Raw genomic sequence first — 24,076 nt, 5'->3', positions numbered from 1 at the left:
AAAACAAGGTGGTGGCCCGATCGCCCCGACAGCCGGACCCGCCTCCCATCAAAGACCTTACCGCCCCGGCGCAAATCAGGGGATACCCGCGCCCGGGCGTGTCACCGTCTTTCTATGCGACGGCCAAGCCTTCCAAGTTTCAGGCCATCGGACCGGACTGCTTAGTCGGCCCGATGGTCTGCCCTCAGTCTCAGGCCTATTTCGCCTCGTCGCCCAGAATCGGGCGGCTTTCCACGACCTCGTCGATCAGCCCGAATTCCTTCGCCTCGGCCGCCGACATGAAGCTGTCACGCTCCAGCTTCTTTTCGATGGTGTCGAGCGACTGGCCCGTATGCTTGACGTAGATCTCGTTCAGACGCTGGCGGATCCGGAGGATCTCCTGCGCCTGAATCTGGATATCCGTCGCCTGGCCCTGCGCACCGCCGGACGGCTGATGCACCATGATGCGGGCATTCGGCAGCGCGAAGCGCTTGCCAGGGGCGCCGGCCGTCAGCAGCAGGCTGCCCATCGACGCGGCCTGCCCAATGCATACGGTGCTGACCGGGCAGCGGATGTATTGCATGGTGTCATAAATCGCGAGGCCCGAGGTCACGACGCCGCCGGGGCTGTTGATGTAGAACGCGATGTCCTTGGTCGGATTCTCGCTTTCGAGGAACAGCAGCTGGGCGCAGATCAAGGAGCTCATCTCATCGAAGACCTGACCGGTCATGAAGATGATTCGCTCTTTCAGCAGGCGCGAATAGATGTCGTAGGACCGCTCACCCCGAGAGGTTTGCTCAACGACGATCGGAACCAGCGTGTTGTTGTAGACGGTTAAGGGGTCCCGGTCTTGCATGCTCACAGTCCTTTCCCCGCTCGGGCCTTCGTCCCGGAGCGTCACGATGCGATAGGGGGACATTTCCTCATGAACCTGTCCGTATCGCAAGAGCCCTCGGCCTAGAGCCGACCCCAGCGTTTGCCGTCCCGTAATGGCGACGGGCTTTCAGCCAGGGGCGACCTGCGGCCTCAAGGCAATGTGAGGCCACAGGTCGGAAATTAAAAGAGGGGGACGCTTATTCCTCGGAAGAGGCGGCGGCCAGCTCTTCCTGCGTCACGCTCTTGTCCTCGACCTTCGCCAGCTCGAGCACATAGTCCACGACCTTCTCTTCGAAGATCGGTCCGCGCAGGAATTCGGCCGCCTGCGGGTTCTTGCGGAACATGTCCAGCGCCTCTTTCTGGCGGGCGCCATACATCATGCTGTGCTGGAAAATGGCCCGGTTCAGCTCGTCATTGGTGACGGTGATGCCGTTCTTCTGGCCGATTTCGGCAAGCAGAAGACCCAGGCGAACGCGACGGTCGGCGATCGCCTGATACTCGGTCTTCAGCGTTTCCTCGTCCTTGTCCTTGTCGGCTTCGTCCAGACGGCCGGCCTTGCGCTCTTCTTCCAGGCGATCCCAGATCTGCTTGAATTCGCTGGCAGCCAGGGTCGGCGGAACGTCAAAGGTGATGCGCTCGGCCAGGGCGTCGAGCAGCTGGCGCTTCAGGTTCTGGCGCGCTTCCGAGTCGAGCTCGCGTTGCAGGCGGTCGCGGATGAACTTCTTGAGGTCTTCCAGATCCTCGAAGCCCAGTTCGGTCGCCAGCGCGTCGTCGGCGACGGCGGTCTCGAAGGTCTTCAGCGCCTTGGCTGTGATCGCGAACTCGGCGTCCTTGCCGGCCAGCTCGGCCGCGCCGTATTCGGCCGGGAAGGTCACCTTGATGGTGCGGTTTTCACCGGCCTTGATGCCGTCCAGCTGCTCGGCGAAGCCCGGAATGAAGCCCGTGCCGCCGATTTCGACCGGAACGTCGGTCGCCGTGCCGCCTTCGAAAGCGACGCCGTCGATGGTGCCGACGAAATCGACCACAACCGCGTCGCCAGCAACGGCCGGGCGGTCTTCGGTGACTTCGATTTCCTTGCGGCGGCTCTTGAGCAGATTGTCGAGCCCCTGGGCCAGCGCCTCGTCGGTCGGCTCGGCCTTCAGGCGGGTCAGCGTGATCTCACCCAGGTTGGGGATGCTGATTTCCGGCAGGACTTCGAGCTCGATGGTGAATTCAAGATCCTTGTCGTCGCCGGCCGAGACCAGATCGACCTTCGGCTGCAAAGCCGGGCGAATGCCGCGCTCGGAGAAGAGCTGGCGGGTCGCTTCGTTCACCGATTCGTCGGAGATTTCGGCGAGGACGGCAGAACCATAGCGCTTCTGCAGCAGGCTCATCGGCACCTTGCCGGGGCGGAAGCCGGGCAGGCGAATGGTGCGGCCCAGTTCAACCAGCCGCGCCTGACGCTTCTGGTCGAGGTCAGCGAAGGGCAGCGTGACAGTGAAAGCCTGCTTCAGGCCGTCGGACTGGGTTTGGTTGATCTGCATTTGAAAGTCTGGGCTCCGGTCGAACGAAAAGGCGTTAGGGTTAACCCGTAAAGGCGGCGGTTAGTCGGGCGGAGAGAGACCGCAAGGCCGGCGGCCGAGCGGCCTGACGCCGAGCAATCATGGTGCGGGCGGAGGGACTTGAACCCCCACGACTTGCGCCACCAGAACCTAAATCTGGCGTGTCTACCAATTTCACCACGCCCGCAGGCTAAAGCCGTAGGGGCGGCGCTTTACAGGAGAAGTGCCACCCCCACAAGCGCGAGCGTAACAGAGCTTGATTGAAAGATTTGCCCCTTAGACTGGCGGCCTAGCCGCGCTGCATCGCAGCAAGGGCGCGCCTGAGCCCGTCCGCCAGATCCTCGGCGATCAGACCGGCGCCGCCGCTGTCGGCATCCGCGAGATTTGCCGCCTCGCCATGCAGCCAGACGCCGGCCGCCGCCGCTTCCCATGGGGCCATGCCCTGGGTCAGCAGCCCGGCGATGATGCCGGCCAGCACGTCACCCGACCCGGCGGTGGCCAGCGACGGCGGCGCATTGTGGTTGATGGCCGCCCGTCCGTCCGGTGATGCGATGACGGTATCCGCGCCCTTCAGCACCACCACGGCGTCGATGCGCTTCGCCGCCGCGCGAGCGGCCGCCAACTTGTCCGCGCCCACAGGGCCGAACAGCTTGGCGAACTCGCCGCCATGCGGGGTGATGACGGAAACGCCGCGCAGCTTGTCCGGCGCACCCGCGCAGGCGCCCAGCGCATCGGCATCGGCGACGATCTGGCGGCCGGCGGCGATAAGCTGCGGTAGCACCGCCCGCGCCCGGTCGATGCCCAGGCCCGGACCGCAAAGCCATGTCTTACACCGTTGATCTTGCAGCAATTCATCGACCGGCATTTCGGAGATGATCAGGCCGGGCTCAGTCGCGCGCAGCACGTCGCCATTGCCCTGCACCACGACCGTCAGCAATCCGGCCCCTACCCGCCTGGCGGCGAGCGACGCCATGCGCGCGGCACCCGCCATTTCGCTGCCCGCCAGCACGGTCAGCATGCCGCGCGTATATTTCTGACCGCTGAGGCTGAGCTGCGGCAATGTCCAAAGATCAGGGCTATTGGCGAAGGTCTTCACCTGATCTGTGAGCAGAACGCCTGCCGGCATGCCGATATCGGCCAGCACGATCTCCCCGCACAGATCCCGCCCCGGCAGCAGCAGATGGCCGGGCTTGAGGCGGAAGAAGGTGACGGTGAATTCGGCCGGCACGACATCGCCCCTCGGCTGGCCAGTGGCACCATCCAACCCGCTCGGCACATCGACGGCAACGACCCGCTTCGCGGATAATAATATTTTAAAAACAGCGCTTTCCACCTCACGGCTGAGACCGGAACCAAAGACCGCGTCGATCACCAGATCGGCGCGGGCCGCGGCCTGCTCTGTAAAATCGGCACGCGGCCCGTGCCAGGCCGCCGCCATCGCGGCGGCATCCGTGCCGGCTTTGGGCTCGGCCAATGCCGCGACGGTGACGGGCCAGCCTTCCTGCGCCAGATGACGGGCGATGACATAGCCGTCGCCGCCATTATTGCCGGGTCCGCACAGAACCAGCGTCCGGCAGGGTGCCATGCGGCGGCGAATGGCGCGTGCCACAGCGCGCCCGGCATTCTCCATCAGCGTGAGCCCCGGCACGCCCAGCAATGGGGCGGCCCGGTCGACCGCCGCCATCTCCTCCGGGGTCAGCAATTCGGCCGGAAAGCTCATATCACCCTCGCCATGTAAAAAAGGCCCAGGGATCATGCCCCCAGGCCTGCCGCCACGCCAGTCAGCGGCGCTTCGTGTGTTCGGTCAGCCGGCTCGCCGGTCGGGGCCGGAGCAGGCTTTCAGCAAACCGATGAAGGCCTCTGAAAAGGCGGGAATATCGTCCGGCTTGCGCGAGGTGATCAGCGCGCCGTCCTGCACCACTTCCTGATCCACCCAGGTGGCGCCGGCATTGGTGAGGTCGGTGCGAAGCGAGGGCCAGGACGTGACCTTGCGGCCTTTGACGGCACCGGCCTCGATCAAGGTCCAGGGCCCGTGGCAGATGGCGGCAATCGGTTTGCCGGATTTGGCGAAATGCCCGACGAAGGCCACGGCATCCTTGTTCACGCGCAGATAGTCCGGATTGGCGACGCCGCCCGGCAGCAGCAGCGCGTCGAATTCCTCCGGCTTGGTTGCCGATAACTGCCGGTCGGGCGTGAAACTGTCGCCTTTCTCGTCATGGTTCATACCCTGGATCTGGCCGTCCTTGGGCGAGACGATGGTGACATGGGCGCCAGCCTGGCGGAGCGCCCCCACCGGCCCTGTCAGTTCCACCTGCTCGAAACCATCGGTCACCAGCGCCGCGATTTTCTTGTCCGATATGGCCAATGCCTTGTCCTCCATAGGGGTGCCGCCGGCCTTGTCTGCCCGCGTTCTTGCCCCGGAAGGTTGGCGGCCCGGCAGGCTGCCTCAAGCTCGGCGCCGGGCAATGTGACGCCACCTTCTACGTGAAGCGCGGAAATTGCGCGTATTTGCGCCTTCTCCCGCCTCGCCCGAGGTGGCAGAACCCGTGGCAGATCGCACTGCCGGCTTTGGCGGCGGGTTAAGCAGGAGATGAAGATGATCGTTCTTATCACGGGTGCCTCGGCTGGTTTCGGCGCGTCCATCGCCCGCCTTCTCGCCCCCCTGGGTCATAAGATCATCGCGACCGGCCGCCGCGCCGACCGCCTGGAGGCCCTGGCCAAGGAACTCGGCACCGACCGCGTGCTGCCGCTGGTTTTCGACGTGACGGATCGCGCCGCCGTCGAAAAGGCGATTGCCGGTCTGCCGGCCGAATGGGCCGAGATCGACGTGCTGGTGAACAATGCCGGCCTCGCCCTTGGCCTGGAACCCGCCCATGAGGCCGACCTGGAAAACTGGGAGCGGATGATCGACACCAATATCAAGGGCCTGACCTATGTCACCCGCGCCGTATTGCCGGGCATGGTGGCCCGCGATCGCGGCCATGTCGTCAATATCGGCTCCATCGCCGGGTCTTGGCCGTATTTCGGCGGCAATGTCTATGGCGCCACCAAGGCCTTCGTCCGCCAGTTCACGCTCAACCTGCGCACCGATCTGCTGGGCACCAAGGTCCGCGCCACGGATATCGAGCCGGGCCTGGTCAGCGGCACCGAATTCTCGAACGTCCGTTTCGCGGGTGACGACAACAAGGCGGCCAATGTCTACGCCAATACGACGCCGCTGACCTCCGAGGACGTGGCCGAGACGGTGCGCTGGATCATCTCCCTGCCCGCGCATTTCAACGTCAATACGATCGAGATCATGCCGGTGGTGCAGGCCTTCGCCGGCATGAAGATCGTCAAGACCGAAGGCTGATTGCGGCCCTGCCCCGCCTGCATCGCAGGTCGGCAGAAGCGCAATCAGATTGACACGAACAGGGCCGGCCGATACATGCCGGCCGCTGGCCTCCCTGCGAAGGGAAGCGGGTTCGTCCCGCTATGTCGGCCTCAAAAAAAGAAGCCGCCCCAACGAGGGCGCAGCATGAAAGAGATTGAGACTATGTTTGCAGTGATCCGCACTGGCGGAAAGCAGTATCGCGTTGTCCCCAACGCGATTGTTAAGATTGAGAAGCTTGAGGTCGAGGAAGGCAGCACGGTCACCTTCGACGAGGTTCTGGCCGTTGGCGGCGAAGGTATCGCAGCCCAGGTCGGCGCCCCGCTCGTGGCCGGCGCCACCGTCACCGCGACCGTCGTCGCCCAGGATCGCCTGGCGAAGATCATCATCTTCAAGAAGCGCCGCCGGCAGAACAGCCGCCGCAAGAACGGCCATCGCCAGCACGTCACCGTGCTGCGCATCGCCGAAATCGTCGCGGCCTGAGCCCACGCTTTAAGCAGGAGATACAGAGATGGCACATAAGAAAGCAGGCGGTTCATCCCGCAACGGCCGCGATACCGCCGGCCGCCGCCTTGGCGTCAAGAAGTTCGGTGGCGAAAGCGTCATCGCCGGCAACATCATCATCCGCCAGCGCGGCACGAAGATGAAGCCGGGCGCGAATGTCGGCCTCGGCAAGGATCACACGATCTTCGCGCTGGTCGACGGTCACGTGTCCTTCGAAAAGAAGGCCGACCGCGTCCATGTTTCGGTGAAGCCGCTACCCCTCGCCGCTGAGTAAGAGCCGACCCTTATTGACGCAGCGCCCCGCGGGGCGCTGATCCAATCGACTTTCAAGGGGCCGGCTCTGTCGGCCCCTATTTTTTTTCCGGTGCGTTTATGAAGTTCCTCGATCAAGCCAAAATCTATGTCCGCTCCGGCGACGGCGGGGATGGTGCGGTCGCCTTCCGCCGGGAAAAGTATATCGAATTCGGCGGGCCGGACGGCGGCAACGGCGGGCGCGGCGGCGATATCATTTTCGAAGCCTCGGCCGATCTCAATACGCTGATCGACTTCCGCTACAGCCAGCATTTCAAGGCGCCCAAGGGCGGCAACGGATCGGGCAGCAACCGCACCGGCCGCGATGCCGAATCGATCACCATCAAGGTGCCGGTCGGCACCGAAATCATCGCCGATGACCGCGAGACCATGCTGGCCGACCTCGATCACCCGGACGCGCGGATCGTCTTCTGCCGTGGCGGCGATGGCGCCCATGGCAATGCCATGTTCAAGAGCAGCACCAACCGCGCGCCGACGCGGGCCGATAAGGGCTGGCCGGGCGAGGAACGCTGGATCTGGCTGCGCCTGAAGCTGATCGCCGATGTCGGCCTCGTCGGCCTGCCCAATGCCGGCAAATCGACCTTCCTGTCCCGCGTCTCGGCCGCCAAGCCGAAGATCGCCGACTATCCTTTCACCACCCTGGTGCCGCAGCTGGGCGTGGTGCGCCCCACGGAATACGAGGAATTCGTCCTCGCCGATATTCCGGGGCTGATCGCCGGCGCGCATGAAGGCGTCGGACTGGGCGACCGCTTCCTGGGCCATGTCGAGCGCTGCGCCGCCCTGGTGCATTTGGTCGACGGCGCCGCCGGCAGCGTGGTCGATTCCTGGCGCACGATTCGCGGCGAGTTGGAAGCCTATGGCGCCGGCCTGCTCGACAAGCCGGAAATCCTCGTCCTCAACAAATCCGACGCCATGTCCGCGCGTGAGCTCTCGGCCCGCAAGTCGGCTCTGGCCAAGGCCTCGGGCTCGCCCGTCTTCGTGGCCTCCGGCGTCTCGGGTGATGGCCTGCCGGAAGTGCTGCGCGCGCTGATGAACTTCGTGAACGTGGCCCGCGCCGACCGCCAGGAAGCGCAGAAGGCCGCCGCCCGACGGGCCGCGCGGGCGTGAGTGCCACGGCTGCCGCGCTGTCAACAGCCGGCCTGCCGGCCCTGAACCAGGCGCGCCGCCTCGTCATCAAGCTGGGCAGCGCGCTTGTCGTCGATGGCGAAGCCGCGACACCGCGCCAGCTTTGGCTGAACGAGGTGGCCGAGGATATCGCGGCACTCCGCGCCCATGGCACGGAGGTCATCGTCGTCTCCTCCGGCGCCATCGCCCTGGCCCGCCGCACGCTGAACCTGACGCAGCCCAAGCTGCGGCTGGAGGAAAAGCAGGCCGCCGCCGCCGTCGGGCAGATCCGCCTGGCCCAGGCCTGGACCGAGGCGCTGTCGGCGCAAAACATCACCGCCGCGCAGCTTCTGCTGACGATGGAAGATACCGAGGACCGCCGCCGCTACCTCAATGCGCGCGAGACGCTGACCACGCTGCTGTCGCTGGGCTGCGTGCCGGTCATCAACGAGAATGACACGGTGGCCACCGCCGAAATCCGGTTTGGCGACAATGATAGGCTGGCCGCCCGCGTGGCCGAGATGGTGCAGGCCGACCAGCTTGTCCTGCTGTCCGACATCGACGGCCTCTATACCGCCGACCCCCGCCGCAACCCGGACGCCCAGCATATTCCGGTGGTGACCGGCATGACGGCTGAGATCGACGCCATGGGTGGCGAACCGCCGCCGGGCTATTCCTCCGGCGGCATGCGCACCAAGCTGGTCGCGGCGCGCATCGCGACGAGTGCCGGCTGCGCCATGGCCATCGCGCTAGGCCATCGCGCCCATCCGGTGCAGGCGCTGGTGGATGGCGCCCGCTGCACCTGGTTCCTGCCGAGCCAAGACGGACGCTCGGCCCGCAAGCGCTGGATCGGCGGCAGCCTGTCGCCGCTTGGCGCCGTGACGGTCGATGCCGGTGCGGCCCGTGCGCTGTCTGGCGGGAGTTCCCTATTGCCGGCCGGCGTGCGCGGCATCGGCGGCGAATTCGCGCGCGGTGACGCCGTGCGCGTGCTGGGACCGGCAGGCGATGAAATCGCGCGCGGCCTTTCCGCCTATAGCAGCGAAGATGCCAAGCGCATCGCGGGCCATCGCTCAGAAGAGATCGAAGCCCTTCTGGGCTGGCGCGGCCGCGACGAGCTGATCCACCGCGATGATCTGGTGCTGCTGTAGGGCCTATCGAGTTTTTACGGAAACCGCGTCATTCCCGCGGATGCGGGAATCCTCTTTTTCCACGATTGGGCCAAGGAGATGCCCGCTTTCGCGGGCATGACGCTAGGGCCACTGACCCGGCCCAACAAACTCCAAGGCCGCGCTCGCCAAAGCTTGAAGACCGCGTCGCCCCGCTTTTCCGCCCTCGCCATGTCGTGAGCCGTGCAAAAGCCGGCAACCGCCCCTTTATACCGTTCCATGGAGCAGCAAACGGCGGTCCTGGACCGGTCCGCGATCCGCGACGATCGCATCGTGCCCAAGGGCAAGGACGAAATCGACGCGCTGACGGGCGTGCGCGGCGCGGCGGCTGTGATCGTCATCGCCTATCACAGCTATCCCGCCGCCGATTTCCCCTATGGCATCAGCCATCTGGTGGCGCGGGGCTATCTGGCGGTCGATATCTTCTTCGTCCTCAGCGGCTTCGTGATGGCGCTGACCTATGGCAGCATGTTCCGCAACCGCGTGACCCTGCCCAGCTTCTTCACCTTCCTGATGCGACGCGTGGCGCGGCTTTACCCGCTCTACATCACCTTCCTGGCGCTGCGGATCGCCTATTCCCTGGCGGTCTATGGCAGCCTGCAAGTGCCGGGGGGCTGGTTCGCCATGAACCTGCCGATGCCGGTGAAGGACATCATCGCCAATATCTTCATGATCCAGTCCTGGGGCGTGGCGAAGGCGGTAACGACGCCGACCTGGTCGATCAGCACCGAATGGGGCGCCTATTTCGTCTTTCCCTTCATCGTCGGCGGCATCCTGTTCCGCCGCACGGCCTATGCCATGCTGTCGCTGCTGGCCGCCGCCACGCTGATCATCGCGGCGGGCGCGCTGACCGGCTATGACGGCATGCATCACAATGGCGCGCTGGATGCCTATGACGGCCGCACCTTCATCCCCATGCTGCGCTGCCTGGGCGGCTTCACCTTCGGTCTGCTGACCTACCGGCTGTATCAATGGCCGCCGGCCAGACGCTGCGCGGCCTCCGGCATCGGCTGGGCCGTGCTGGCCTATCTGATGCTGGGGCTGCTGCTGCATCTGCCGGATCAGCTGATCTACCCGGCCTTCCCGCTTCTGGTCTTGTGTCTTGCCTGCGACCGGGGGGCGCTCGCCCGCGTGTTTTCCTGCAAGCCGCTGATGCAGCTTGGCGTGCTGAGCTACACGATCTACGTCATCCACAATGTCTGGATCGGCCTCATCCACTGGCTGATCAAGCATCTGCCCAGCACCATGCCGACGGTGGTGGCGCAGACCATGTCGGCGGTCTTCCTCATCGCCAGCCTCTATGCCGTGGGCCATGTCCTGCATCATTGGGTGGAGGTGCCGGGCCGCAGCATCGTCCGGCGCCTGGGCGACCGTACGGTCGCATGGCTGCGCCCGCAGGCGCAGCCCCGCGCCCTCAGTCGTGGATGAAGGTCGCCTCGATCTCTCCGAATTCGAAGCCGAGCTTCGTGCCCCAGGCCCGGTTCATCATGATCTTGGGCGCCACCATCCACTGCCAGTCGTCGAAGGTCAGGGTATGGTTCGACCCGCTGCTGGCCAGATTGAACACGTAATGCATGCGATAGGCATTGCCGGCGGTCTGGCCGCGCGTCACGCCGACCACATCGGGCGTATGGCCGATCCAGGTGCCGCTCGCGTCACGCTGAAAGGTCCAGTCCCGGTCCTGGGTCTTGCCGTCGGAAAACAGGTAATGCTCGTGCAGGCGCAGGGTGGTGCCGTCCCACATGCCGTTTTCATCGGCGGTGAACTGCTTCACCACATTGCCGTTGCGGTCGAAGAAGAAGCCGTAGCCGCGGGAATGGCCGTTGTAGAAATCCTCGACCTTGAAAGTGGGCGCGCGGCCTGAAAAGGCGGTGACCGGCTGCCGCGCGCAGGCGGAGAGCGCGGCAAGCGCGCCGATAGACAGGATGGCGAGGACGCGCATGAGGGAAGCTCCCGGCCTTGGAGGCCATGTTTCCCTTGTCTAACGTCAGTCCTCGGCGGCCGGATGCGGCACGACCTTGCCGCCCTCGACATAGGCCAGCGCCAGCGGGTGGTGGTTTTCCACCAGCTTTTGCAGCCGCTCAGTCAGCAGATGGGTATAGACCTGGGTCGTCGCGATGTCGGAATGGCCTAGCAGCATCTGTAGGCTGCGCAGATCGGCGCCGCGCCCAAGCATATGCGAGGCGAAGGAATGCCGCAGCACATGCGGCGATACCCGCGCCGGGTCCAGCCCGGCCTTCAGCGCCGCATCCTTGAGCGCCAGAAAGAAGGCCTGCCGCGTCAGCGGCTGCCGCGCATCCCGCCCCGGAAACAGCCATTTACTGCCCTTGGGATGCGTGTCCCGGAGCTTGCGGGCGACCTCCCGCGCCGTCTCGGACAGCGGCACGACGCGATCCTTGCCGCCCTTGCCCCGCACCATCAGCATCTCGGCGTCCCGCGTCAGCGCCACGGCGGGCAGCGACAGCAATTCGGAAATGCGCAGACCGCTCGCATAAAGGATTTCCAGACCGGCCTGCAGCATCAGCCCGCGCGGACCTTTGGCGGCCTCGGACGCAGCCGTCGCCAGAAGCGTATCGACCTCGGTCTCGGTGAGGTTTTTGGGCAGGACCGGCCGCGCCTTGGGCGATGACAGCAGGCGCGCCGGGTCGTCGGCACGGATGCCCTCACGCAGCAGGAATTTGGTGAGGCCACGCAGGCTGGCCAGCCGCCGCGCCTGGGTGCGTTCGGACAGGCCCAGATCGGTGAGCGAGGCCAGATAGGCGCGGAGCGCCGCCGTCTGGCAGGTCAACAGGTCGTCGCCCCGCGAGCGCAGGAAGGCCAGCACGTCTTCCAGATCGGTGCGGTAGGCCAGCAGCGTATTGCGCGCCGCCCCCTTCTCCGCCGCCATCATTTCCAGAAAAGCTTCGAGGTGACGGTTCATGCTTGGGTCCGCAATTCTGCCAAATCTATCCGCTTTACGGATATCCTTTTTCGGATTATGTTTTCCGTATGATTAAGTCCGCAGCGGACAAACGGACGGCTCGGTTTCTGCAAGGCCAGCGCGTTCCTGATTTCCAGGGATTTGAACAGCAGGCCACGCGCCGGCTTGCGGTATTGCGCGACGCGTCTTGCATCGAAGACCTGATGAAACTGCGCTCCAATCGCTTCGAGGCATTGAGCGGTGACCGCCGGGGTCAGTTCAGCATCCGCATCAACGATCAATGGCGGATCTGTTTCACCTTTCATGACGGAGACGCCAACGATGTCGAAATCGTCGATTACCATTGACGCCGTCAAACTGGCGCCGGTCCATCCCGGTGTCATTTTGTCGGAAGAGCTGGAGGCGATCGGCCTGTCGGTCTCGGCCCTGTCGCGGGCATTGGACGTGCCGCAAAGCCGGATCGCCAGCATTGTGACCGGGAAGCGCGGCATCACCGCCGATACCGCGCTCCGGCTGGCCGCCTTCTTCGGAACTTCCGCGCGGCTTTGGATGAACCTGCAATCCTCCTACGATCTGGCAGTCACCGAAGCGGAAAGCGGATCGCATATCGCAAGCGTGGTTCGCCGCATTGCCGCCTGAGGGTCTGGTGGCGTTTGACGTCATGATGTGAAGGACGTCTGCCGCGCCTCATAGGCGGTCTGCAAGGCGCGCCACCCGTCCAGCAGGCCGGGGCGGTCGGCCGGATAGGTGTCATCCAGGATCACCAGATCCTGCACCCGGTCGGCGCGGAAATGGCGGTAGTCCTGCCGCAATTCGCACCAGGTGCCGAGCAGCGTCGATTCCCCGAAATAGGCGATGCCAAGCGGCCAGACGATGCGGCGCGTCTCGATGCCGTCGCGGCTGACATAGCCGATGCTGATTTTGCGGGCATCGCGCATGGCGTCCCGCACCTCCGCCATGCAGACGGCCGGCGCCACGGACGCGCCGCGCCCCCAGACATAAAATGGCGTCTCCGCCACGGGCGCTGGCTGGCACGGCAGCACGGCCAGGATTTTGGCGCGCACGGCGGCGGCGGCCTCCTGCAAGCCGCGGTCCCCGGTGCGGCGCACCAGATCGAGGGCGACGGCAATGGTCTGGAATTCCTCGGCCGTGAACATCAACGGCGGCAGATCGTAACCCGGCCCCAGCACATAGCCGAAGCCACTGGCGCCATCGATGGGCAGGCCGCTGGCCTGGAGGCTCGCGATATCGCGGTAGATGGTGCGGGTGGAGACTTCCAGCCGTCCAGCAATGGCGGAAGCCGTCAGCGCGCGCGGGCTCGATCGCAGCAACTGGATGATGTCGAACAGCCGATCCGCCGGTCGCATGAAAGACCGCCCCTTTTAGCTCTGGCCCTTGGGCACGGTTGCTGACACCACGCTGTCAGACCATCCTCGTTATAACCCCGATCACGCGACAGGATACGGACAGCGATATGCAGCGGTGGTTGGGAATCGGGTTTCTGTCGGCCTCGGCCGTTGCTTATAGCATGGCCGGATTCTTCACCCGGCTGATCCCGCTCGATGTGGTCAGCCTGCTATGCTGGCGGTCCATCATCGCCGGCATCATGCTGACGGTTCTGGTCATCCTCCGCTATCGTGGCAATGCCTGGCGGCAGACGCGGGCCATCGGCCGCACCGGCCTGACGGTCGCCTGCATGGGCGGCTTCTCCTCCTACCTGTATCTCAGCGCCTTCCGGCATACGACGGTCGCCGATGTCGCGATTATCTACGCGACCTTGCCCTTCATGACGGCCGCCCTGGCCTGGGTCTGCCTGGCCGAGCGCGAGGGCTGGCGGGTTCTGGCCAGCAGCCTGCTGGCGCTGGTCGGCGTCGCCGTCATGGCGCATGGCGCGATCCATGCCGGGCATGTGGTCGGCGACCTGCTGGCGGTCGGCATGACCGCCACCTTCGCCATCACCATGGTCATGCTGCGGCGCGGCGGGCGTCAGGGGTCGATGATGCCGGCGGTCGCGGTGATGTGCGTCATCACGGCCCTCGCCTCCGCGCCCTTCGCCCATTTCTGGCCGCTCGCTCCGCGCACGATGATCTATCTGCTGCTGTTCGGCATCTGCCAGCTCGGCCTGGGCCTGCTGTTCCTCAGCCTGGGGATGCGCCATGTCACGGCAACCCAGGGCGCGCTGCTGGGCCTGCTGGATACGCCGCTGGCGCCGCTTTGGGTCTGGCTGGGATTCGGCGAGGTGCCGCCGTCCGCGACGCTGATCGGCGGCGCCATCGTGATGGCGGCAGTGCTGTGGACGGTTCTGCCCCAGCGCAAGCCGGCTGCCGCGCCGGCCTGACGGCTGGCGCTCAGGCCCCGGCGCGGGCCGGCTATTAGCCGTTAGGTCTTGTCAATCATGCTGTTTGGCAGGATTTCATGCACCTGATGCTGGTGCAGCGGCAGGGGAAACATGCCCAAAGCCACAAACCCGCCGCCGAGGACGACCAACAGGACGACGATGAGAACCAACAAGAAACTGCGCATAGGGTGGGCCTGCCCGTGGTAACTGCGGCTGTGCTAACCTCTGCCTTGATGACGCGCAATAACGACGACGACCTTACGGGCGATACCCTGCCCCGCCATCTGGCTGATCGCAGCATCGTGCTGGTGGGCATCATGGGCGCCGGCAAGACGGCTGTGGGCAAGCGTCTGGCCGCGACTCTGGGCCTGACCTTCATCGATGCCGATCAGGAAATCGAAACGGCCTCCGGCTATACGGTCAGCGAAATTTTTGAGCGTTTCGGCGAACCGGCGTTTCGCGATGTCGAGCGCCGGGTGATCCGCCGGCTGCTGGAAGGGCCGCGAATCGTGCTGGCCACCGGCGGCGGGGCCTTCATGGACCCGGCGACCCGCACGGTGATCCGCGACAAAGGCCTGTCCATCTGGATCCGCGCGCCACTGCCGCTTCTGTTAAGACGAGTCGCCGGGCGCACCCATCGCCCGCTGCTGATGAGCGGCGACCCGGGCACCATTCTGCAAGGGCTGATGAAGCTCCGCCATCCCATCTATGCCGAGGCCGATATCGTGATCGATTCCCGCGACGAAACAGTGGATGCCATGGCCACCCGCATGGCCGAGACCGTGATGGACCATCTGCCGGCTTTGTCCGTACCCGTGGTTCTGGCCGGCGGCGGCTATCAGGTCATCATCGGCAGCAGCCTGATTACCCGCGCCGGCGGTCTGCTGGGCGCCGTATTGCCCCAGCGCCGCGCCGTGATCGTGACCGACAAGACGGTCGCCGGACTGCATCTGCAAACCTTGCTGACGGGCCTGGAAACGGCCGGTTTCACGACTGAGACCATTGTCGTGGAGCCCGGCGAACTTTCGAAATCCATCGAAACCTGGGCCTCGGTCATCGACCAGTTGCTGGATCTGGCGGTGGAGCGGCGCACGGCCGTCATCGCGCTCGGCGGTGGCGTGGTGGGGGATCTCGCCGGCTTCGCGGCGGCGGCGACCATGCGCGGCCTGCCCTTCGTGCAGGTGCCGACGACCCTGCTGAGCCAGGTCGATTCCAGCGTCGGCGGCAAAACCGGCATCAATACCCGGCAGGGCAAGAACCTGATCGGCGCCTTCTATCAGCCGCACATGGTTCTGGCCGATACGGATACGCTCGGCACCCTGCCGCCGCGTGAACTGCGCGCCGGCTATGCCGAGATCGTCAAGACCGGGCTGATCGGCGATGCCGCTTTCTATGATTGGTGCGAGGAAAACGGCAGCGGTGTCGTCTCCGGCAATCGGGCTCTGCAAGCCCAGGCCATTCAGGTTGCCTGCGCCTTCAAGGCGCGTGTCGTGGGGGATGACGAGCGCGAGGAAAAGCCCAATGACGGCCGCGCGCTGCTCAATCTGGGCCATACGTTCGGCCATGCGCTGGAGGCCGAGGTCGGCTATGGCGCCGGTCTGCTGCATGGCGAGGCTGTCGCCATCGGCCTTGGTCTTGCCTTCGGCCTCTCGGCCAAGCTCGGCCATTGCGCGCCCGATCTGGCGCCGCGCATCCGTCGGCATCTGGACAGCGTCGGGCTGCCGTCCGAGATCGCCATGCTCAACCGCCGCTTTTCGGTGGAAAAGCTGGTCGGCCATATGCGCAAGGATAAGAAGATGCGCGACGGCGCGCTGCATTTTGTGCTGGCGCGCGGCATCGGCCAGGCTTTCACCTCCCGCGACGTGCCGCCCGAGGCTGTCGTGGAGCTGCTGCGCGAGGCCGGCTGCGAGGCTTAAGAGCTGAACTGAAGATGTGTCGTCCCCGGCCTTGTGCCGCGGGCCTACCCGGTTTGGCGCCCAGCCGGGTAGGCCCGCGGAACAAGTCCGCGGGCGACCCAAGACAACGCCCACAAACTGTACACAGTTTGGTCGTTTCGATGCAGACGGCGCCCCTCGCGGCGCCTTTTGCATTTCTGGCCTAACGTTTTTTGCCACCGTCATCCCCGCGCTTGTCACGGGGATCTTCTTCCCCGGCACCGCAGTAAGAAGATTCCGGCTCAAGGCCGGACTGACGCCCTTCGTGTCATCCCCTTTGGCATGACGTTTGCGTGAGAGCGGTGACCACCACTGCCGCGGGGCGTGCCATTGTGACGACGGTTCTGGATGTCGAGCTGATCTCGGTCACCAAGCGCTACGGCAATACGACTGCCGTGAGCGACATCAACCTGCGCATTCCGCGCGGCACCTATTGCTGCCTGCTCGGCCCGTCGGGCTGCGGCAAGACCTCTACGCTGCGCATGATCGCGGGGCATGAGGATATCAGCGACGGCGACATCATCATCGCCGGGCAGAATGTCGGCAATCTGCCGCCCGTGAAGCGCGGCACGGCGATGATGTTCCAGAACTACGCGCTGTTTCCGCACCTCAACTGCGTCGACAACGTCGCCTTCGGCCTCAAGATGCGCGGTGTCGCGAAGGACGCGCGCCGGGCGGAAGCGCGCAAGCTGTTGGCCATGGTGGAGATGGAGAAATACGCGGCCCGCCTGCCCGCCCAGCTTTCGGGCGGCCAGCAGCAGCGGGTGGCCTTGGCGCGCGCGCTGATCACCCGGCCCAAGGTGCTGCTGTTGGACGAGCCGCTGTCGGCGCTCGACCCCTTCCTGCGCGGCACGATGCGGGAGGAGCTGAAGCGCCTGCAGCGCGAACTCGGCATCAGTTTCATTCATGTCACCCATAGCCAGGAAGAAGCGCTGGCGCTGGCTGATCTGGTGGTGGTGATGGATCACGGCATCATCGTGCAATCCGGCCCGCCGCAGGAGATTTTCAACCGCCCGGCCACCGCCTTCGTGGCGCGCTTCATGGGCGGCCATAACGTCATCCGCGCGGACGGCGGCGCTTTCGCCGTGCGGGCGGATCGCTGCCGCATCGCGTCCCCCAGCCCGTCAGACGGCCATGCGGGCAGTATCGGCGGTGCGGTGTCATCGATCGAATATCTCGGCACCGTCGTCAAAGTCGGCATCGCCACGGCCGCGACCGGCGAGGTCGTGGCCCTGGTACCGGACGACCAGTTTTTCGCCGCCCCGCTGGCTCTAGGCGAAACGGCCAGCCTGACCTGGGCCGCCACCGACGCCCATCCCGTTACGCTCTGATCACGCTCACAACAAAGGATCTTTGGAAATGACCGAGACAAAAACCATCGACCGCCGTGGCCTGCTGAAAGGCGCCGCCGCTGTCGCGGGCACCGCCATCGGCTCCGGCGCCATGACCGGCTTCCCGACCATCTGGGCGCAGAACATCAAGAACATCACGCTGCGCCAGTTCGGCACCGGCGTGTCGAACCTCAATGACATCGCGACACGCTGCAAGGCCGATACCGGCATCACCATTTCCATGACGGCGATGGATACGGACGCCGCCGCCATCCGCGCCATCACCCAGCCCAATAGCTATGACGTCGCCGATATCGAATATTTCACCGTCAAAAAGGTCTTCCCGACCGGCCGCTTGCAGCCCCTCGATATCAAGAAGATCAAGTATTACGAAGACATCGTGCCGCTGTTCAAAGACGGCAAGGTGACGCCCACCGCCTCCGTCGGCCAGGGCACCGCGCCCTGCCGCGTGAGCTATGTTGAGGGCGCAAGCTCCACGAAATTCGCCGCGGCACCCACCGAATGGATGACGCTGATCCCGACCATCTATAATGCCGATACGCTGGGCATCCGCCCTGATCTGGTCGGCAAGCCGATCACGCATTGGAAGGAACTGGTGGACCCCGCCTTCAAGGGCAAGGCCGCCATCATCAATATCCCCGGCATCGGCATCATGGACGCCGCCATGACGATCGAAAGCCTTGGCCTGATGACATATGCCGACAAGGGCAATATGACGAAGGCCGAGATCGACAAGACCATCAAATTCCTCATCGAGCAGAAAAAGGCCGGCCAGTTCCGCGCCTTCTGGAAGAGCTTCGAGGAAAGCGTGGACCTGATGGCCTCGGGCGAGGTCGTCATCCAGTCGATGTGGTCGCCGGCCGTCACCGCCGTGCGGTCCAAGGGCATCGCCTGCACCTTCCAGCCGCTGGCCGAAGGCTATCGCGGCTGGGGCGGCGGTCTTGGCATCGCCAAGCACCTGACCGGCCTCGAGCGCGACGCGGCCTATGAATATATCAACTGGTATCTGTCGGGCTGGACCGGCGCCTACCTCAACCGCCAGGGCTATTACTCGGCGGTGCTGACGACGGCGCAGAAATACATGTCGCCGAACGAATGGGGCTACTGGATGGAAGGCAAGCCGGCCACCGCCGCCATCATGAGCCCGCAGGGCCAGCAGATCGCGAAGATCGGCGACGTGCGCGACGGCGGATCCTACTATGACCGCATCGGCCATATCGCCTGCTGGAACTCGGTCATGGATAACGACCGCTACCTGATCCAGAAATGGAACGAGTTCTCGGTCGCGTAAGGCCGTTTCCGGTTTGGTCTCAAACCTCCCTTCTGTCGCCCGCGGCTTCATGCCGCGGGTCTACCCGCTGCGGCGCCCAAAGGCCGTCACGGCGCCAAACCGGGTAGATGCGCGGCATGAAGCCGCGCATGACACTGTGGGGTGGTGTTCGACTTGACCTTACAAACGCTAAGTCAAAGGCAAGGGAGCTGGCTCGTTTGAGCAGTACGATCAAAGCCGCTGCAGCCAACCCGACAGCACGTTCTGGCGCAAAGCCCGGCGGCACCTCCGCCGGCGCCTGGCTGCTGGCCACGCCCTTGGCGATCGTGCTCGGGATTTTCCTGGTCATCCCGATCCTGATGCTCGTGGTCGTGAGCTTCCTGGACTACAACTCCGTCCAGATCATCTGGAGCTTCGTCGTCCAGAACTATATCGATGCGGTGTCATCGGCAGCGACCTGGCAGACCTTCGCCGTCACCCTGAAATACGCCGTCATCACCTGGGCCATCACGCTGTTCCTGGGCTTCTGGCTGTCCTATTTCCTGGCCTTCGAAGTGCGCGGCGCGGCCTGGCAGATGGGATTGTTCCTCGTCTGCTCAATCCCCTTCCTGACGTCCAATATCATCCGCACCATTTCCTGGATTCCGGCGCTGGGCCGCAACGGCATCGTCAATAGCGTGCTGCTGCATTTCCACCTCATCCATCAGCCGCTGACCTTCCTGCTCTACAGCCAGTTCGCCATCATCCTGGCCTTCGTGCATCTGAACACGCTGTTCATGGTGACACCCATCTTCAATTCCATGATGCGCATCGACCGCACGCTGATCGAAGCGGCGCGCGACAATGGCGCGGGCTTCTGGCAGACGATTCTCAACGTCATCCTGCCGCTGTCCAAAACCGGCATCGGCATCGGCACCATTTTCGTCATCACCCTGGTAATGGGCGATTTCGTCAGCGTCAGCATCATGGGCGGCGGCCAGAGCGCCTCGGTCGGCATCATGATCCAGAACGAAATGTCGCAATTGCAATATCCGGCGGCGGCGGCGAACGCCGTCATCCTGCTCGCCATCGTGCTGATCATGGTTTTTTTGATCCTGCGCGTGGTCGATATCCGCAAGGAGCTGTGAGGTGGCATCGTTCAACGTCTCATCGCCACAACCCCGTCATGCCCGCGAAAGCGGGCATCCTCTGCCGCCCAAGGGCTTGCCCATAGAAGATGCCCGCTTTCGCGGGCATGACGGAGCGACAGCGACGCGTGGCGGAGCACACCGATGAACCGGGACCGGCGCGGCAAATCCTTCTATATTCTGGCGTCGCTTTTCGCGGCGTTCGTGCTGTTCCTGTACGGGCCGATTGCGACCATCGTCATCCTGTCCTTCCAGGGACCGGACGGCGGCCTCACCTTCCCCATGCACGGCTTTTCCGTCCACTGGTTCCATGCGCTGTTCCAGCAGCAGATGGTGGGGGATTTCGGCGGGTCGATTACCCGCTCGCTCATCCTTGCCTTCATGGTCATGGTGGCGAATGTGGTGATTTCGGTGGCCGGCGGCATGGCCTTCCGCCGCCGCTTCGCGGGTTCCACCTTCCTGTTCTACCTCGTCATTGCCAGCCTGATCGTGCCGTCCATCCTCGTCAGCCTCGGCATCGGCCTGCTGTTCAGCCAGCTCGGCCTGAACCCGGCCTGGTGGAGTTCCGCCTTCGGCGCGCAATTGACCTGGACCATTCCCTTTGGCCTGCTGATCATGTTCGCGGTCTTCAACCGCTTCAACAAAAGCTGGGAGGAAGCCGCGCGCGACCTCGGCGCCGGACCCTGGCGCAGCTTCACCAATGTCATCCTGCCGATCATCCTGCCCGGCGTGGTCGGCATCGCGCTGTTCGGCTTCTCGCTCTCCTATGACGAATTTCCGCGCACCATGATGACGGCCGGCGACAGCAATACGCTGCCGCTGGAAATCTTCGCCATGACGGCGAATGTGACGACACCGGTGATCTATGCGCTGGGCACGCTGACGACGGCTTTTTCGGCGCTCGTCATCATCGTCGCCATGACCAGCATGGCCATCATCCGCCGCCGCCGCGCGGCCAAGCTTGGCTGAACGCTTATGAAAATTCTTGTCGTCAATCCGAACACGACCGCTTCCATGACCGCGAAGATCGGTGCCGCCGCGCGATCCGTCGCCGCAGCAGGCACGGAGATCGAGGCCGTGAACCCCGCCATGGGGCCTGTCAGCATCGAAGGGTTTTATGACGAGGCCTTCTGCGTGCCGGGCCTGATCACCGAGGTGATGGCGGGCGAAAAGCGCGGCGCGCAGGCCGTCGTCGTCGCCTGTTTCGATGACCCTGGCATCGACGCCGCCCGCACCGTGACATCCATTCCCGTCATCGGCATCTGCGAGGCCGCGATGCGCATGGCGGGGTTCCTGGGCCATCGCTTTACCATCGTCACCACCCTGCCCGTCTCGCTGCCCGCCATGGACGGGCTTATCCGCCGCTACGGCATGGAAGGGCGTGGCCGCGCCCGGGCCGCCGGCGTGCCGGTGCTGGCGCTGGAAGACCCGGCCAGCGGCGCGGTTGAGAAGGTGCGCGCCGAAATCCGCCGGGCGATTGCCGAGGACGGATCGGAATGCATCCTGCTTGGCTGCGCCGGCATGGCCGATCTCGCGCGCGAACTCACCGCTGAGATGGGCCTGCCGGTGATTGACGGTGTGGCGGCGGCGGTGAAGCTGGCGGAAGGCCTGGTGGGACTGGGCCTGTCCACCTCCAAGGTCGCGGGCTACGCGCGCCCAGGCGTGAAGCCGTATGCGGGAATGCTGGAAGGCTTCGCGCCCAGCTAAGGTGGCGCCGGAACGGGTGGGCCCCCGGGCTAGGCGCCCCCGAACAAGTCCGGGGGCGACATCAGAAAGGCGTTTCGATCAAACCCGAACGACTCTGATTGACCACACTAAGCGTCTCCTATGCGCCCCATTCGGCCAAGCCATCCGATTTGACCGGCTTTCTGGCTGCGCGCTCTCAGGCTAGGAATGTTCCGACCATTACGGAGCCGCCTGCGCCATGAAGCCCTTGATCATCGACCGCATCGAAACCTTCGCCGTGCCGCCACGCTGGCTGTTTGTCCGCGTTGAAACCAAGGACGGCGCGGTCGGCTGGGGCGAAGCCAGCCTGGAAGGCCATTCCGAGGCGGTTGAAGGCGTTTTCGCGTCCTTCCGGGACCGCTTCATCGGCCAGGACGCCCATAATATCGAGGAAATCTGGCAGGTCGGCTATCGCGGCGGCTTCTATCGCGGCGGCCCGGTGCTGATGAGCGCGCTGTCCGGCCTGGATCAGGCGCTGTGGGACTTGAAGGGCCGCGCGCTGGGTGTGCCGGTCTGGCAGCTGCTCGGCGGCAAAGTGCGCGACAAGGTCGAATGCTATGCCTGGATCGGCGGTGACCGCCCGGACGAGGTCGGCGAAGCCGCCCGCGCCCGCAAGGCGCAGGGTTTCCGCGCATTGAAGATGAACGCGACCTCCGAACTCAACTGGGTCGCGTCTCCGCGTGATTTGGACGCGGTGGTGGAGCGTGCGGCGGCGGTGAAGGCCGAAGGGCTCGATATCGGCCTCGACTTCCACGGCCGCGTCCATAAGCCGATGGCCCGCCGTCTGGCTGAGCGCCTGGAAGAGATCGAGCCGCTGTTCATCGAGGAGCCGCTGCTGTCCGAGAATATCGAGGGGCTGGAGCAGCTGTCGCGGATGACCACCATCCCCATCGCGCTGGGTGAGCGCCTGTTCACGCGCTGGGACTTCAAGCCCTTTCTGGAGCGCGGCATCGTCGACATCATCCAGCCCGACCTGTCCCATGCCGGCGGCATTTCGGAAGTGAAGCGCATCGCGGCGCAAGCAGAAGCCTATGACGTGGCGCTGGCCCCGCATTGCCCGCTGGGGCCGATCGCCTTTGCCGCCTGCCTGCAAATTGCGGTCTCGACGCCGAATTTCGTGATCGAGGAAATGTCCCTCGGCATTCATTACAATACCGGCGGCCATGACCTGCTGACCTATCTGGCGGACAAGTCCGTCTTCGATCTGGAAAACGGCTTCGTCAAGGCGCCGACCGGCGCCGGCCTCGGCATCAACCTTGACGAGGCATTGATCCGCGAGCTGTCGCGCGACTTCAAGGGCTGGCGCAACCCGATCTTCCGCCTGGCCGACGGCAATTTCGCCGAGTGGTGATCGGTCACCGCTAAACAGTATAGCGGGCATCGCCCATGATGGCGATGCCCGCTGTGGCATTTAAAACCGAGTCCCGCGGCGACCCACGGGGTTCGGCCAGTCTGTGCGTCACCTTCAGCCCATTCCGGCGACCGTTAACCGGCCGCCGGCATCGGTCAGCTGAACAGCTTGTGGTCGACACCCGACAGCGTAATGGTGGTGCCATCGCTGAGCGTGATGACATCGCCCATCGTCCCGACCGCCTCGCCTTTGATCGTCAGCCCTGGCTCGAAGCCGATATTGTCCTTGGCGCTGAAGCCCAGGATGGTATCGGCGCCCGGCAGGCCGTTGCTGAGGAAGAGGAAGACATCCGCGCCACTGCCGCCCTGCACCACCGTATGGGTGGTGCCGCCGCCGACGAAGGTATCGGCGCCGGACCCCATGATGGCCGACAGGACGCCAACGCCGCTCGGGTTGGTGGAGATGGTCAGGCCACCTGTCGTCTGCGAGGCATCGATGACCGTGATGCCCGTGCCGGCGACCGCGAAATCGTCCTGGGACGCGCCGGACAGATTGATGAAGGTCGCGAAAGACCCGCCGACCAGGGTGTCATTCCCGCCCGAGCCGCCGTCCATCGATGCGAAGCCCGATCCCGCGAAAACCAGATCGTTGCTGGACGAGCCGCCATTGAAGGCCAGGCTGCCGCTGCTGCCTTCGACCGTGGTCGAACCTGCACCGGCATTGATGGTCGCCGAACCCGAGGAGGCGAAGACCGTGGATTGCCCTGAACCCGTATTCAGCACATTGCTGCCGCCGCCATTCAGAAAAGCCTGATAGGGCGACGACCCGCCGGCCGTCACGGTATCGCTGGCCCCGGTGATGGCGATGGCATTGGCACCGCTCAGCGTCACCGCCACTTCGCTGGCCATGATCGCAGTGGGGGACGGAAAGGTTCCGTCATTCACCACGAAACTGCCGGCACCACTGATCTGGGTCACGATCGTGGACGGGTTGAAGAAACTCAAAAATGCCGTCTGCGCGAAGCCGGCACTGAAGTTCGACGGGATCGACCCGCCGTTAACCGTCATAATGTCGCTCATCATTAACTCCAGCTAGAATAAAGGAGACGCACTAATCGGTCAGGCCTTTGCCGGTGGTCGCTTGTCGCCTCGGCGAACCGGAAGAATCACAAAGTTTTTGTGGTCGTTTACAAGACGCAAGATCCCGA

The 24,076-nt window shown here is 64.7% G+C and carries 25 protein-coding genes and 1 tRNA gene; 16 read left to right on the top strand and 10 right to left on the bottom strand.

Annotated features, from left to right (window positions below; genetic code table 11):
• Positions 1-196: 196 nt before the first annotated feature.
• The 5 genes from clpP to ASILVAE211_RS11490 form a co-directional block, all read right to left on the bottom strand.
• A complete protein-coding gene (clpP, locus tag ASILVAE211_RS11510) occupies positions 197-835 on the bottom strand; it encodes an ATP-dependent Clp endopeptidase proteolytic subunit ClpP (RefSeq protein ID WP_227321641.1) in 639 nt (212 codons plus the stop codon).
• A 217-nt stretch (positions 836-1,052) separates the two neighbouring features.
• The gene (tig, locus tag ASILVAE211_RS11505) at positions 1,053-2,378 is read right to left on the bottom strand and encodes a trigger factor (protein WP_227321460.1); all 1,326 of its coding nucleotides are present in this window, start codon (positions 2,376-2,378) and stop codon (positions 1,053-1,055) included.
• A 120-nt stretch (positions 2,379-2,498) separates the two neighbouring features.
• Positions 2,499-2,583, bottom strand: a tRNA-Leu gene (locus ASILVAE211_RS11500).
• A 102-nt stretch (positions 2,584-2,685) separates the two neighbouring features.
• Positions 2,686-4,116, bottom strand: coding sequence for an NAD(P)H-hydrate dehydratase (locus tag ASILVAE211_RS11495; protein ID WP_227321459.1), 1,431 nt, complete (start codon positions 4,114-4,116; stop codon positions 2,686-2,688).
• A gap of 84 nt (positions 4,117-4,200) precedes the next feature.
• Positions 4,201-4,776, bottom strand: a complete 576-nt coding sequence (locus tag ASILVAE211_RS11490; protein ID WP_227321458.1) for a type 1 glutamine amidotransferase domain-containing protein — start codon at positions 4,774-4,776, stop codon at positions 4,201-4,203.
• Between the two features lie 210 nt (positions 4,777-4,986).
• Here ASILVAE211_RS11490 and ASILVAE211_RS11485 point away from each other — a divergent pair, with 210 nt between their 5' ends.
• The 6 genes from ASILVAE211_RS11485 to ASILVAE211_RS11460 all read left to right on the top strand — a co-directional run bounded on the left by ASILVAE211_RS11485 (position 4,987) and on the right by ASILVAE211_RS11460 (position 10,280).
• Complete coding sequence (locus ASILVAE211_RS11485; RefSeq protein WP_227321457.1) at positions 4,987-5,748, top strand: SDR family oxidoreductase; 762 nt, start codon at positions 4,987-4,989, stop codon at positions 5,746-5,748.
• Positions 5,749-5,931: 183 nt separating this feature from the next.
• Complete coding sequence (gene rplU, locus ASILVAE211_RS11480; protein ID WP_227321456.1) at positions 5,932-6,249, top strand: 50S ribosomal protein L21; 318 nt, start codon at positions 5,932-5,934, stop codon at positions 6,247-6,249.
• A gap of 28 nt (positions 6,250-6,277) precedes the next feature.
• Positions 6,278-6,544, top strand: coding sequence for a 50S ribosomal protein L27 (gene rpmA / locus ASILVAE211_RS11475; protein WP_227321455.1), 267 nt, complete (start codon positions 6,278-6,280; stop codon positions 6,542-6,544).
• 98 nt (positions 6,545-6,642) lie between these two features.
• Positions 6,643-7,689 carry a GTPase ObgE gene (gene obgE / locus ASILVAE211_RS11470; RefSeq protein WP_227321454.1) on the top strand — a complete coding sequence of 349 codons (1,047 nt, stop codon included), beginning with the start codon at positions 6,643-6,645 and terminating at the stop codon, positions 7,687-7,689.
• Positions 7,686-8,834 (top strand): glutamate 5-kinase, encoded by a 1,149-nt coding sequence (proB, locus tag ASILVAE211_RS11465; protein WP_406566051.1) that lies wholly within the window; start codon positions 7,686-7,688, stop codon positions 8,832-8,834. Before obgE ends, proB begins: the two co-directional genes overlap by 4 nt.
• Before the next feature lie 237 nt (positions 8,835-9,071).
• Positions 9,072-10,280, top strand: coding sequence for an acyltransferase family protein (locus tag ASILVAE211_RS11460; RefSeq protein WP_227321453.1), 1,209 nt, complete (start codon positions 9,072-9,074; stop codon positions 10,278-10,280).
• On the opposite strand, the gene ASILVAE211_RS11455 is transcribed toward ASILVAE211_RS11460, so the two are convergent.
• Both ASILVAE211_RS11455 and ASILVAE211_RS11450 read right to left on the bottom strand, forming a co-directional pair.
• The gene (locus tag ASILVAE211_RS11455) at positions 10,267-10,794 is read right to left on the bottom strand and encodes a DUF3833 family protein (RefSeq protein WP_227321452.1); all 528 of its coding nucleotides are present in this window, start codon (positions 10,792-10,794) and stop codon (positions 10,267-10,269) included. The two genes, ASILVAE211_RS11460 and ASILVAE211_RS11455, sit on opposite strands and share 14 nt — an antisense overlap.
• Before the next feature lie 45 nt (positions 10,795-10,839).
• The gene (locus ASILVAE211_RS11450; protein ID WP_227321451.1) at positions 10,840-11,772 is read right to left on the bottom strand and encodes a site-specific tyrosine recombinase XerD; all 933 of its coding nucleotides are present in this window, start codon (positions 11,770-11,772) and stop codon (positions 10,840-10,842) included.
• Positions 11,773-11,840: 68 nt separating this feature from the next.
• On the opposite strand from ASILVAE211_RS11450, the gene ASILVAE211_RS11445 reads away from it, so the two are divergent.
• On the top strand, positions 11,841-12,119 hold the full coding sequence (locus ASILVAE211_RS11445) for a type II toxin-antitoxin system RelE/ParE family toxin (RefSeq protein WP_227321639.1): 279 nt from the start codon (positions 11,841-11,843) through the stop codon (positions 12,117-12,119).
• On the top strand, positions 12,094-12,411 hold the full coding sequence (locus ASILVAE211_RS11440) for a HigA family addiction module antitoxin (RefSeq protein WP_227321450.1): 318 nt from the start codon (positions 12,094-12,096) through the stop codon (positions 12,409-12,411). The genes ASILVAE211_RS11445 and ASILVAE211_RS11440 overlap by 26 nt, the downstream gene beginning before the upstream one ends.
• A gap of 20 nt (positions 12,412-12,431) precedes the next feature.
• Here the strand turns inward: ASILVAE211_RS11440 and ASILVAE211_RS11435 are convergent, their stop codons facing one another.
• Positions 12,432-13,139: a helix-turn-helix transcriptional regulator gene (locus ASILVAE211_RS11435; RefSeq protein WP_227321449.1), complete on the bottom strand. Its 708-nt coding sequence runs from the start codon at positions 13,137-13,139 to the stop codon at positions 12,432-12,434.
• 107 nt (positions 13,140-13,246) lie between these two features.
• On the opposite strand from ASILVAE211_RS11435, the gene ASILVAE211_RS11430 reads away from it, so the two are divergent.
• Positions 13,247-14,110 (top strand): DMT family transporter, encoded by an 864-nt coding sequence (locus ASILVAE211_RS11430; RefSeq protein ID WP_227321448.1) that lies wholly within the window; start codon positions 13,247-13,249, stop codon positions 14,108-14,110.
• Positions 14,111-14,151: 41 nt separating this feature from the next.
• Here the strand turns inward: ASILVAE211_RS11430 and ASILVAE211_RS11425 are convergent, their stop codons facing one another.
• On the bottom strand, positions 14,152-14,295 hold the full coding sequence (locus ASILVAE211_RS11425) for a hypothetical protein (RefSeq protein WP_227321447.1): 144 nt from the start codon (positions 14,293-14,295) through the stop codon (positions 14,152-14,154).
• 15 nt (positions 14,296-14,310) lie between these two features.
• Here ASILVAE211_RS11425 and aroB point away from each other — a divergent pair, with 15 nt between their 5' ends.
• The 7 genes from aroB to dgoD all read left to right on the top strand — a co-directional run bounded on the left by aroB (position 14,311) and on the right by dgoD (position 22,869).
• The gene (aroB, locus tag ASILVAE211_RS11420) at positions 14,311-16,026 is read left to right on the top strand and encodes a 3-dehydroquinate synthase (RefSeq protein WP_406566050.1); all 1,716 of its coding nucleotides are present in this window, start codon (positions 14,311-14,313) and stop codon (positions 16,024-16,026) included.
• Positions 16,027-16,346: 320 nt separating this feature from the next.
• Positions 16,347-17,375 carry an ABC transporter ATP-binding protein gene (locus ASILVAE211_RS11415; protein WP_227321446.1) on the top strand — a complete coding sequence of 343 codons (1,029 nt, stop codon included), beginning with the start codon at positions 16,347-16,349 and terminating at the stop codon, positions 17,373-17,375.
• Positions 17,376-17,403: 28 nt separating this feature from the next.
• A complete protein-coding gene (locus ASILVAE211_RS11410) occupies positions 17,404-18,687 on the top strand; it encodes an ABC transporter substrate-binding protein (RefSeq protein WP_227321445.1) in 1,284 nt (427 codons plus the stop codon).
• 197 nt (positions 18,688-18,884) lie between these two features.
• Positions 18,885-19,793: an ABC transporter permease gene (locus tag ASILVAE211_RS11405; protein ID WP_319799557.1), complete on the top strand. Its 909-nt coding sequence runs from the start codon at positions 18,885-18,887 to the stop codon at positions 19,791-19,793.
• A gap of 144 nt (positions 19,794-19,937) precedes the next feature.
• Positions 19,938-20,762 carry an ABC transporter permease gene (locus tag ASILVAE211_RS11400; protein ID WP_227321444.1) on the top strand — a complete coding sequence of 275 codons (825 nt, stop codon included), beginning with the start codon at positions 19,938-19,940 and terminating at the stop codon, positions 20,760-20,762.
• A 6-nt stretch (positions 20,763-20,768) separates the two neighbouring features.
• Positions 20,769-21,500, top strand: a complete 732-nt coding sequence (locus tag ASILVAE211_RS11395) for an aspartate/glutamate racemase family protein (RefSeq protein WP_227321443.1) — start codon at positions 20,769-20,771, stop codon at positions 21,498-21,500.
• 217 nt (positions 21,501-21,717) lie between these two features.
• Complete coding sequence (dgoD, locus tag ASILVAE211_RS11390; protein WP_227321442.1) at positions 21,718-22,869, top strand: galactonate dehydratase; 1,152 nt, start codon at positions 21,718-21,720, stop codon at positions 22,867-22,869.
• 155 nt (positions 22,870-23,024) lie between these two features.
• Here dgoD and ASILVAE211_RS11385 read toward each other — a convergent pair whose 3' ends face one another.
• Positions 23,025-23,948 (bottom strand): hypothetical protein, encoded by a 924-nt coding sequence (locus ASILVAE211_RS11385; protein WP_227321441.1) that lies wholly within the window; start codon positions 23,946-23,948, stop codon positions 23,025-23,027.
• Positions 23,949-24,076 lie beyond the last annotated feature (128 nt).

It is taken from the genome of Acidisoma silvae, from assembly GCF_020618775.1.
In the GTDB taxonomy this organism is placed as follows: Bacteria; Pseudomonadota; Alphaproteobacteria; order Acetobacterales; family Acetobacteraceae; genus Acidisoma; species Acidisoma silvae.
The sequence above is the reverse complement of the archived record's forward strand: the minus strand, read 5'-3'. Positions and strand labels throughout refer to the sequence as shown.

What these genes read in the sequence shown, in the direction of transcription:
- clpP (WP_227321641.1), bottom strand. Translation starts at nt 835, where the DNA reads ATGCAAGACCGGGACCCCTTAACCGTCTACAACAACACGCTGGTTCCG.
- tig (WP_227321460.1), bottom strand. Translation starts at nt 2,378, where the DNA reads ATGCAGATCAACCAAACCCAGTCCGACGGCCTGAAGCAGGCTTTCACT.
- ASILVAE211_RS11495 (WP_227321459.1), bottom strand. Translation starts at nt 4,116, where the DNA reads ATGAGCTTTCCGGCCGAATTGCTGACCCCGGAGGAGATGGCGGCGGTC.
- ASILVAE211_RS11490 (WP_227321458.1), bottom strand. Translation starts at nt 4,776, where the DNA reads ATGGAGGACAAGGCATTGGCCATATCGGACAAGAAAATCGCGGCGCTG.
- ASILVAE211_RS11485 (WP_227321457.1), top strand. Translation starts at nt 4,987, where the DNA reads ATGAAGATGATCGTTCTTATCACGGGTGCCTCGGCTGGTTTCGGCGCG.
- rplU (WP_227321456.1), top strand. Translation starts at nt 5,932, where the DNA reads ATGTTTGCAGTGATCCGCACTGGCGGAAAGCAGTATCGCGTTGTCCCC.
- rpmA (WP_227321455.1), top strand. Translation starts at nt 6,278, where the DNA reads ATGGCACATAAGAAAGCAGGCGGTTCATCCCGCAACGGCCGCGATACC.
- obgE (WP_227321454.1), top strand. Translation starts at nt 6,643, where the DNA reads ATGAAGTTCCTCGATCAAGCCAAAATCTATGTCCGCTCCGGCGACGGC.
- ASILVAE211_RS11460 (WP_227321453.1), top strand. Translation starts at nt 9,072, where the DNA reads ATGGAGCAGCAAACGGCGGTCCTGGACCGGTCCGCGATCCGCGACGAT.
- ASILVAE211_RS11455 (WP_227321452.1), bottom strand. Translation starts at nt 10,794, where the DNA reads ATGCGCGTCCTCGCCATCCTGTCTATCGGCGCGCTTGCCGCGCTCTCC.
- ASILVAE211_RS11450 (WP_227321451.1), bottom strand. Translation starts at nt 11,772, where the DNA reads ATGAACCGTCACCTCGAAGCTTTTCTGGAAATGATGGCGGCGGAGAAG.
- ASILVAE211_RS11445 (WP_227321639.1), top strand. Translation starts at nt 11,841, where the DNA reads ATGATTAAGTCCGCAGCGGACAAACGGACGGCTCGGTTTCTGCAAGGC.
- ASILVAE211_RS11440 (WP_227321450.1), top strand. Translation starts at nt 12,094, where the DNA reads ATGTCGAAATCGTCGATTACCATTGACGCCGTCAAACTGGCGCCGGTC.
- ASILVAE211_RS11435 (WP_227321449.1), bottom strand. Translation starts at nt 13,139, where the DNA reads ATGCGACCGGCGGATCGGCTGTTCGACATCATCCAGTTGCTGCGATCG.
- ASILVAE211_RS11430 (WP_227321448.1), top strand. Translation starts at nt 13,247, where the DNA reads ATGCAGCGGTGGTTGGGAATCGGGTTTCTGTCGGCCTCGGCCGTTGCT.
- ASILVAE211_RS11425 (WP_227321447.1), bottom strand. Translation starts at nt 14,295, where the DNA reads ATGCGCAGTTTCTTGTTGGTTCTCATCGTCGTCCTGTTGGTCGTCCTC.
- ASILVAE211_RS11410 (WP_227321445.1), top strand. Translation starts at nt 17,404, where the DNA reads ATGACCGAGACAAAAACCATCGACCGCCGTGGCCTGCTGAAAGGCGCC.
- ASILVAE211_RS11400 (WP_227321444.1), top strand. Translation starts at nt 19,938, where the DNA reads ATGAACCGGGACCGGCGCGGCAAATCCTTCTATATTCTGGCGTCGCTT.
- ASILVAE211_RS11395 (WP_227321443.1), top strand. Translation starts at nt 20,769, where the DNA reads ATGAAAATTCTTGTCGTCAATCCGAACACGACCGCTTCCATGACCGCG.
- dgoD (WP_227321442.1), top strand. Translation starts at nt 21,718, where the DNA reads ATGAAGCCCTTGATCATCGACCGCATCGAAACCTTCGCCGTGCCGCCA.
- ASILVAE211_RS11385 (WP_227321441.1), bottom strand. Translation starts at nt 23,948, where the DNA reads ATGAGCGACATTATGACGGTTAACGGCGGGTCGATCCCGTCGAACTTC.